The following is an 8,707-nucleotide window of genomic DNA, read 5'->3' as shown; positions in this document are numbered from 1 at the left end:
CACCCATGAAGCCGAGCGAGCGGCCGATGGTGTTCTCGTCGACCAGCTTGCGCACCGCCGCCGGGTCCGCACCGCGCTCGCGCGCCACCCGGGCGCTGCAGGAGGCCGAACGGGCCCGGGCCGACGCCGACGCCGCGCTCGGTCGTCTCCGGGCGGCCCGCAAGGCCGCCGAACGCGCCGCCGCACAGGCCCGCCGCCGGGTGGGCGAGGTCGAGGCCGCGCTCGAGGCGATGGACGAGGACGAATGACTCCGGAGCAGACCGCGCAGGCGTCCCGGGACGCGGTGGTGGAGTTGGGCGGCGCGTACGCGGAATGTCCGCGGACCCTGCGCCGGGCGCGCGAGCTGGGCCTGTCCGGCTGGGCGTTCTACGTGGCCGGTCGCGGTGGCGCGCTGGGCGACGTGCGGTCCGACACGGTGGCCGCCGCGCTCGGCTTCATCGCGCCCGAGGCGGTCGCCGACGGCTGGGACGGCGCCCGGCGGGTCCTGCCGCCCGCCGACGTCGCGGCCGTGCACCTGGCCGAGTGCTGCCGCTGGGGCGTCGAGCAGCTCGGCCGGTTCCCCCGGGTCGAGCGGCTGGTCGAGCTGACCCAGCAGGTGGTGATCGCCGCCGACGCGTCCGCGCTGCCGCTGTTCGCCGCCTGGCGGGCCATGCCGGTGCCGGACGACCACCCGGGCGCGCAGGCCGCCGTGCTGCTGCACCTGCTGCGGGAGCACCGCGGTGGCGCGCACCTGCTGGCCGTGCGGGCCAGTGGGCTGAGCCCGCTGGAGGCGATCCTCTCGGGACCCGAGGGCGAGGCGGGCGCGGTGGCGTGGGGCTGGCAACCGCCGTACCCCGGCGTCGGTCCGCTGCTGCGGCGCCGCGTGTGGGCCGAGGCCGTGACGGACCGGATCACCTCCTCGGCGTACGCGGTGCTCGGTCTCGACGAACGGATCGAGCTGCTCGGCCTGCTGGACAGCGCGCGCAAGGGGGTACGCCCGACCAACAGCGAGCCGACCCGGCAGGTGCTCGACTAATTCGTTGGCGTCGAACCCCTGGCGTGTGGGAGAAACTCCGGCATGACGGCGTTCCCCGACGGCTGGACCACCCGCCGGCCCACCCTCGACGACCTGCCGGCGATCCTCGACCTGATGCGGGCGAGCGACGTCGCCGCGGCCGGTGAGGCGGAGACCGGCGAAGACGACGTCAAGGCGGCGCTCACCTCGCCGCACGTCGACCCGGCCCGCGACTGCTGGCTGGCCTACGCGCCCGACGGGCGGCTGGGCGGCTGGGCCTACATCGACAACGAGAACGGCGGCGACAGCGAGTTCGTCGAGGTCTACGTGCACCCCGACGGCGGGGAGCCGAGCCGGGTGCCGCTGCTCGACCTGGTGCTGCGCCGGGTCGCGGAGCGGGCCACCGAGCGCGGCTTCGCGACGGTCACCGCCAAGGCCGGTGCGCTGCCCACCGAGACCGCCTACATCGCCGCGATCGAGGGCGCCGGGTTCCACTTCGTGAAGCGCTACGCCCGGATGCGCGTCTCGCTCGCCGACGTCACACCCCAGCCGCTGCCGGCGGGCGTGACGATCCGGCTGGTCCGGCCGGACGACGACGAAGACATGCGGCTGTTCCACCGGATCTACGACACCGGCTTCCGCGACGCGCACGACTACCAGCCGCGCGACTACGAGGCGTGGCGCGACTACGTCGCCGGGCTGAGCGCGGTGGCCTGGGACGAGTGGTTCGTCGCCGAGGTCGACGGCGTGCCGGCCGGGGTCCTGATGTCGTCCAACCAGGTGCTCGAGCACAACGAGGGTTGGGTCAAGAACCTCGCGGTGCTACGCGAGTTCCGCCGGCGCGGGGTCGGCGGCGCGCTGCTGCGGCACGCGTTCACCGTCTACGCCGGCAAGGGCCGCACCCAGGCCGGCCTGGGCGTCGACCTGACCAGCCCGACCAGGGCGGCCAACGTCTACCGCGCGGCCGGGATGTCCGCGATCTATGAGGCCGACATCTTCGAGCAGCAGGTGACCGCGGTCTAGACCTCGGGCGACGAGGTCTTCGTCGGGCGGCTGCGCAGCTCGCTCACGTAGTCGTCCGGGGCGCCGGCCTTCTCGGCCGCGTTGGCGATCTCCGAGAGATACCACGCGGTCGGCAGGCCACCCTCGTAGCCGTTGAAGACGTACACCCAGACGGTCTGGTCGCCCTCCAGGGTGACCGCGCGTAGGTGCAGCTTGCGGTACGTCTCCCCGGCCGCACCCTCGACCTCGTCGAGCTGGGACGCGTCCCAGGGGTGCACGTCGTAGAGCGCGACGAAGACCCGGTCGCCGGGTGACTCGACGATCGTGGTGACCGCGCCCTCCCAGCCGATGACGTCTTCGCCGGCGAAGGTGAGCCGCCAGCCTTCCAGCCAGCCAGTGCCCACCATCGGCGAATGCGGACAGTAAGCACGCATTCGGGCGGGATCGAGGTTTGAGCCGTACGCGGCGTAATGACGCACGGCGATGACGATAGCCCTGTCCGCCGGTCGTGGAGAATACGACACGTGACACGAATCGTTATCGTGGGTGGCGGCCCGGCTGGTTACGAGGCAGCACTGGTCGCCGCGCAGCTCGACGCCGACGTGACGGTGGTCGAGGCGGAGGGCGCCGGCGGCGCCTGCGTGCTCTCCGACTGCGTACCCTCAAAGACCTTTATTGCCAGCTCAGACGTGGTGACGGCCTACCGGGACACCGAGCGCTTCGGTGTGCACTCCGGTGGGCTCGAAGCCGTGACCGTCGATGCCCAGGCCGTCAACTCGCGGGTGAAGAACCTCGCGCAGGCCCAGTCGAATGACATCCACAACAAGCTCGTCAAGGCGGGCGTCAACTTCGTGGCCGGCACCGCCCGGCTCGGTGCCGACACGTTGGGTCACACCCACCGGGTGGAAATCACCCCGGCGAGCGGTGACGCGCCGTACGCGGTCGATGCGAGCACTGTGTTGATCGCCACTGGGGCCACCCCGCGGGTGCTGCCGACGGCCGTGCCGGACGGCGAGCGGATCCTCGACTGGCGCCAGCTCTACGACCTGCCTGAGCTGCCGGAACACCTGATCGTGATCGGCTCGGGGGTGACCGGCGCCGAGTTCGCCAGCGCGTACCTGGCGATGGGCGTACGCGTGACGCTCGTCTCGAGCCGCGACCGGGTGATGCCGCACGAGGACGCGGACGCCGCGCAGGCCATAGAGCGGGTCTTCCGCTCGCGGGGCATGACCATCCTCAACAACTCCCGCGGCAACGCGGTCCGGCGCACCGCCGACGGTGTCGAGGTCGAGCTCAGCGGCGGCGGCACCGTCACCGGCTCGCACGTCCTGATGGCGGTCGGTTCGGTGCCGAACACGGCCGGCCTGGGCCTGGCGGAGTACGGGGTCGCCGTCGGCAAGGGCGGCCACATCACCGTCGACCGGGTGTCCCGCACCAACGTCCCTGGCATCTACGCGGCCGGCGACTGCACCGGCTTGCTCGCGCTGGCCAGCGTCGCGGCGATGCAGGGCCGGATCGCGATGTGGCACGCGCTCGGCGAGGCCGTCCAGCCGCTGCGGCTGCGCACGGTGGCCGCCAACGTGTTCACCGACCCGGAGCTGGCGACCGTCGGGGTCAGCCAGAACGACGTCGACGCGGGGCGCGTGCCGGCCCGCGAGGTGATGCTGACGCTCGCCGGCAACGCCCGCGCCAAGATGGCCGACCTCGGCGACGGCTTCGTCAAGCTGTTCTGCCGGCCGGCCAGCGGTCAGGTGGTCGGGGGCGTGGTGGTCGCGTCGAAGGCGTCGGAGCTGATCCTGCCGATCACGCTGGCGGTCGAGAACAACATGACCGTCGACCAGCTCGCGCACACCATCACGATCTATCCCTCGCTGTCGGGGTCGATCACTGAGGCGGCGCGTCAGCTGATGCTGCACGAACCGGAGTAGCGTCCAGCGGCGCTGGTTCGGTCGGGCCGGCGCCGCGCAGGGCGGCCGGCTTCCAGAGCGCCAGGCCCCAGCCGGCGCCGGCGAACAGCACGGCCGCGATGACCGCGACCACGATCAGGCGCCAGCCCGACGAGGTGAGCGCGGCGCCGCCGAGGTGGCCGACCAGCGCGCCGTAGGCGGCCCAGCCGACCGCGGCGAGCGCCTGGTAGAGCAGGAACTGCTTGTAGGGGTAGCGGGCCCGGCCGGCGGAGAAACACGCGGCCATCCGCCCGCCGGGAACGAACCGGCAGATCAGGATCACGACCGGACCAGGCTCGCGCAGGCCACGGGTGAGCTTGCGGGCCGCCCGCCGGGCCCGGCCGGAAGGCTGCTGGGCCGACTTCGCGACGCCGTCGGTCTGGATGCCGCACCGCTGGCGCAGCCGGGCGATCAGGCCGGTGCGGTGGTGGGTGGACCGGCCGAGCAGGTAGCAGGCCCAGTCGCCGAGGATGACGCCGGCGGCGCCGACGGCGATGGTCGTGGGGAGGCTGAGATGGCCGTACGCGGTCAGCGCGCCACCGGTGATCATGATGGCCTGGGTGGGTATGACGGGGACGAAGGCGTCCAGCACCAGCAGGCCGAGCAGCAGAAGGTATGCGGAGACAGGAGAGGTCGCCGCGCCAAGCACGTCGGCCATCCGCCCACCCTCCGTCCGCCGCGATCAGGATAGTTTCCGAAAAGCCCTGATGGGGGACACTTGCCCAGCGTCCCCCGCCGCTGTCCGGCATTCGACCCTACAGACGTCACCGTGCTGGCGGCGTACCGTGGAAATGTGCGGTCCGGCACGTCGGGTCCCCCGTTCCCGGTGTGCCGGGCCGCCGCCGCTGGGCCGTCGGCAGGTCCCGTGCCGACGGCCCCCTGCTATCTGTCGACCGCGTCGGCCGCGGCCATGACCCGCAGGGCGTTGGCGGCCAGGCCGATCCGGAGCGGGGTGTAGCCGCGGGGCTCGCCGTCGACCTCGATCGGCGCCGGACGGTCGGTCTCCAGCCAGATCTCGTCGGTCGCCAGGAACGGCTCCTCGCCGTGGGAGCGGCGATGGCCGGTCGCGGCGTTGCGCGCCGTCTCACGCATCAGCTGAATCCGCCGCGCGTCGCCGACCGGGTACGCGACCAGCAGCCGGTCGTCGGCGTCCGCGTCCGCGGTGATCGGGCGCCCCGAGTGGAAACCGCCGTTGGCGACGTAGAGCTGGTGTGTGACGTACTCGTGTGAGCGGCCGTCTGTGCGCACGGTCACCCGCATCGGGCGGTGGCGGCTCAGCAGGGCGAGCGCCGTCGCGGCGTACGCGAACCGGCCGATCGCCTTCTTGAGCCGCGGCGGTGCGGTGGCGAAGATCTCCGCCGACAGCCCGACGCCGATGTGGTTGGCGAACGGCATCTCGCCGGCCATCCCGAGGTCGACGTCGATCACCTTGCCGCCGGTCAGGATCCCGATCGCGGCGTCGAGCTCGAGCGGGATGTTGACCGTGCGGGCGAAGTTGTTGGTCGTGCCCAGGGGCAGCAGGCCGAGGGCGACGTCGCGGTGCGCGAGGTGCCGGGCCGCCGCGCCGATCGTGCCGTCGCCGCCGCCGACGATCAGCAGGTCGGGGCCGAGCTCGGTGGCCGCCGCGAGGCTGTTGCGCAGCTCGTTCGGGTCTTCGACGGGGAAGCGGCCGAGCAGCTTGAAGCCGGCCGCCTCGACCTGGTGCAGCACCTGCGGGTAGAGCCGCCGGCCACGCCGGGAGTGGGCGTTGACCAGCAGAACGGCCCGGCGACCGTCGCGGATCGCCGTGGTCAGCTCCGGCTTCGTACGCAATGAAGATCCTCTGGGGTGATATTCGCGTGCGTCCCGGGCGGCCGGCTCGCTAACCTGGCGGACATGGTTGGGCCAGCACGCACGACGACGCCGGGATGTCCCGGCGTGCTGCGCTGACCCTACCGTCATCGATCCAGCCCCGGGGCGACTCCGCCGCCGGGGCTGTGTGCTGTCGGGGTGCGGGGTCGTCGCGCTGTCCGACAGGGAGTCACCATGATCGACCATCGCAAGCTCGGCCGCGAGCTCGAGATCTTCCATTCCGACCCGCGTTCCGGCGCGGGCCTGCCGCTGTGGCTGCCGGCGGGTGCGGCCGCGCGGCACGCCGTCGAGGAATATCTGCGCGAGCTCGAACGGCGCAACGGATACCAGCACGTGTTCTCGCCGCCGCTGGGGCGCCGGGAGCTGTTCGAGCAGTCCGGGCATCTCGGCTACTTCGAAGGGGACATGTTCCCGCCGATGCGGGTGTCGCCGGACGACGAGCTGATGCTGCGGCCCGCGTTGTGCCCACACCACTGTCTCGTCTATCTGGCGCGCGGGCGCTCGTACCGGGAGCTGCCGTTGCGGATCGCCGAGCTGGGTGGGATGTACCGCAGTGAGCGCTCGGGGGTGCTCGGCGGGCTGAGCCGGGTCCGCGCGATCCAGCTCAACGACGCGCACATCTTCTGCGCCCTGGCTTCCGTGGGCGCCGAGGTGGCCGAGGTGCTCCACCTGGTCGACGTTGCCCACGCGGCGCTCGGCATCAAGGTCAGCTCGGTGCGGCTGGCGTCGCGCGGCTCGGGCGCGAAGTACGTCGGCTCCGACGAGTCGTGGGACGCGGCGGAGAAGCTGCTGCGCGCGGCGCTGGGCGACCGGTCATATGTGGAGGCGCCAGGCGAGGCGGCGTTCTACGGCCCGAAAATCGACATCCAGGTGCAGGACGCCGCCGGCCGCGAGTGGAGCCTGTCAACCGTGCAGATCGACTTCGACAAGCCGGAGCGGTTCGACCTGTCTTATGTGGATGGGAGCGGGTCGCGGGCCCGGCCGGTGATGGTGCACCGGAGCCTGGTCGGCAGCATGGAGCGGTTGTTCGGCTACCTGATCGAGGCGCACGAGGGCGCGTTTCCCGCGTGGTACGCGCCTCTGCAGGTGCGGGTCCTGCCGGTGTCTTCGTCTGCCGCTGACGCGGCGGCGTCCTTCGCCGCGGCGGCGGTCTCGTCGGGTCTGCGGGCGGACGTCGACGTCGAGGGTGGCTCGCTCGGCGCCCGGATCCGCGCGGCGGCGGCGTTGCGGGTGCCGTATGTCGCGGTGATCGGCGAACGGGAGGCGTCGTCTGGCGAGGTGGCGCTGCGGGTCCGCGGCGGCCGGGAGTTGCCTCCCATGCCGGTGGCGGATGCCCTACGCCTGATCAAAGACGTGGTCGAGGCGCGGTCACTGGAACTGGTGCCTTAACCGGGGCCGGCTGACACTTGCCGCCAGCCTCGGAGCACGACCGGGGGCGGGCCTAGGCGGTTTCGTCGCGCTCGTAGACCCCGGGGACGCCGTCGTCGTCCGGGTCGCGGTCGTCTTCCTCGACGAGCGTGCGGTAGTGGCGGTTGCGAGCCCGGAGCACCACGCTCGCCACCGCGGCCGCCAGGACCGAGCCGATCAGGATGCCCAGTTTCGCGTCCTCGTCGCGTGGGGTGCCGCTGCCGAAGGCCAGTTCGCTGATCAGCAGCGACACCGTGAACCCGACGCCCGCGAGCGAAGCGATGCCCGCGACGTCCCACCAGGACAGGCCGGCGGCCAGCTCGGCGCGGGTGAAGCGGTGCACGAGCCAGCTCGACGCCAGGACGCCGGCGGCCTTGCCCACGAGCAGGCCGAGCACGACGCCGATGGTGACCGGGCTGGTCAGGCCGTCGCTGCCGCCGATCGCGACGCCCGCCGAGAAGAAGGCGAACAGCGGCACCGCGAACCCCGCCGACAGCGGTCGCCACCGGTGCTCGAAATGCTCGGCCAGCCCGGGCCCGGTGCCCGCCGACCGCCGGTGCACCGGCACCGTGAACGCCAGCAGCACCCCGGCGACGGTGGCGTGGATCCCCGACGCGTGCACGAGCGCCCAGGTCACCATGGCGAGCGGCAGCAGGAGCCACCAGGAGCGGACCCGGCGCTGCACGAGCACGCCGAACGCCGCCAGCGGGACCAGCGCCAGCAACAGCGGCAGGACGTGCAGGCTCGCGGTGTAGAAGACCGCGATGATCACGATGGCCAGCAGGTCGTCGACCACCGCGAGGGTGAGCAGGAACGTGCGCAGCGCGGCCGGCAGGTGCGTGTTGATGAGCCCGAGCACCGCGAGCGCGAACGCGATGTCGGTCGCGGAAGGTATCGCCCACCCGCGCGGCGCGCCGTCGGCCGCCACCAGGTTGACCACCGTGTAGATGACCGCGGGGACCGCCATGCCGCCGATCGCGGCGGCCACCGGCAACGCCGCCCGGCGGGGATCGCGCAGGTCGCCCGCGACGAACTCCCGCTTGAGCTCCAGCCCGGCGATGAAGAAGAAGATCGCGAGCAGCCCCTCGGCGGCCCACTCCGCGACGGAAAGGTGGAGTTTCAGCGAGCCGGGCCCGAACTCCGCGTCGGAGATCGCGTCATAGGTGCCGGACCACGGCGTGTTGGCCAGGATCACCGCGGCCAGCGCGGCAGCCAGCAGCAGAAGACCGCCGGCGGTCTCGGTGCGCAGGATGTCGCCGACGCGCCGGGTCTCCACGGGACTGCCCTGGCCGAACAGGCTGACGACGGGCTTGCGGCTGGCCATGGGTGGCTCCTCGGGGTCGGCGAAGCGGCGCCGACCAGCCTTCCCGGCACACCTGCGACCAAGCCTACCGAGCAGGGGCTTTGCTCTGCTTACCCATACGCATCGCGCAAGGGGCGAAGCTCGCCGCCGAGTGCCGCGAGCCGCCGCAAGGTGTAGGAGGCTGCGTCGAACGCCGTACAGCCG

The 8,707-nt window shown here is 72.5% G+C and carries 8 protein-coding genes and 1 pseudogene; 4 read left to right on the top strand and 5 right to left on the bottom strand.

What is annotated here, in order from left to right:
• A pseudogene (locus AB0H87_RS33385) lies at positions 1-91 on the bottom strand (potassium-transporting ATPase subunit C); the annotation flags it as partial.
• Positions 92-244: 153 nt separating this feature from the next.
• Between AB0H87_RS33385 and AB0H87_RS33380 the strand changes: the two are divergent.
• Both AB0H87_RS33380 and AB0H87_RS33375 read left to right on the top strand, forming a co-directional pair.
• Positions 245-1,015: a hypothetical protein gene (locus tag AB0H87_RS33380; RefSeq protein ID WP_360154866.1), complete on the top strand. Its 771-nt coding sequence runs from the start codon at positions 245-247 to the stop codon at positions 1,013-1,015.
• A gap of 42 nt (positions 1,016-1,057) precedes the next feature.
• The gene (locus AB0H87_RS33375) at positions 1,058-2,017 is read left to right on the top strand and encodes a GNAT family N-acetyltransferase (RefSeq protein WP_360154863.1); all 960 of its coding nucleotides are present in this window, start codon (positions 1,058-1,060) and stop codon (positions 2,015-2,017) included.
• Here the strand turns inward: AB0H87_RS33375 and AB0H87_RS33370 are convergent.
• Positions 2,014-2,475, bottom strand: coding sequence for a gamma-glutamylcyclotransferase family protein (locus AB0H87_RS33370; RefSeq protein WP_360154860.1), 462 nt, complete (start codon positions 2,473-2,475; stop codon positions 2,014-2,016). The two genes, AB0H87_RS33375 and AB0H87_RS33370, sit on opposite strands and share 4 nt — an antisense overlap.
• A 45-nt stretch (positions 2,476-2,520) precedes the next feature.
• On the opposite strand from AB0H87_RS33370, the gene AB0H87_RS33365 reads away from it, so the two are divergent.
• A complete protein-coding gene (locus tag AB0H87_RS33365) occupies positions 2,521-3,924 on the top strand; it encodes an NAD(P)H-quinone dehydrogenase (RefSeq protein WP_360154857.1) in 1,404 nt (467 codons plus the stop codon).
• On the opposite strand, the gene AB0H87_RS33360 is transcribed toward AB0H87_RS33365, so the two are convergent.
• Both AB0H87_RS33360 and AB0H87_RS33355 read right to left on the bottom strand, forming a co-directional pair.
• On the bottom strand, positions 3,881-4,600 hold the full coding sequence (locus tag AB0H87_RS33360) for a DedA family protein (RefSeq protein WP_360154855.1): 720 nt from the start codon (positions 4,598-4,600) through the stop codon (positions 3,881-3,883). The genes AB0H87_RS33365 and AB0H87_RS33360 overlap by 44 nt on opposite strands.
• Before the next feature lie 224 nt (positions 4,601-4,824).
• Positions 4,825-5,754, bottom strand: a complete 930-nt coding sequence (locus AB0H87_RS33355) for a diacylglycerol kinase family protein (RefSeq protein ID WP_360154852.1) — start codon at positions 5,752-5,754, stop codon at positions 4,825-4,827.
• Positions 5,755-5,967: 213 nt separating this feature from the next.
• On the opposite strand from AB0H87_RS33355, the gene thrS reads away from it, so the two are divergent.
• Positions 5,968-7,182: a threonine--tRNA ligase gene (gene thrS, locus AB0H87_RS33350; protein ID WP_360154849.1), complete on the top strand. Its 1,215-nt coding sequence runs from the start codon at positions 5,968-5,970 to the stop codon at positions 7,180-7,182.
• A 52-nt stretch (positions 7,183-7,234) separates the two neighbouring features.
• Here thrS and nhaA read toward each other — a convergent pair whose 3' ends face one another.
• The gene (nhaA, locus tag AB0H87_RS33345) at positions 7,235-8,524 is read right to left on the bottom strand and encodes a Na+/H+ antiporter NhaA (protein WP_360154846.1); all 1,290 of its coding nucleotides are present in this window, start codon (positions 8,522-8,524) and stop codon (positions 7,235-7,237) included.
• Positions 8,525-8,707: the final 183 nt, after the last annotated feature.

The sequence above is a fragment of the Asanoa sp. NPDC050611 genome (assembly GCF_040654855.1).
Taxonomy (GTDB): domain Bacteria; phylum Actinomycetota; class Actinomycetes; order Mycobacteriales; family Micromonosporaceae; genus Asanoa.
This window is presented reverse-complemented; position numbering and strand designations above follow the sequence as displayed.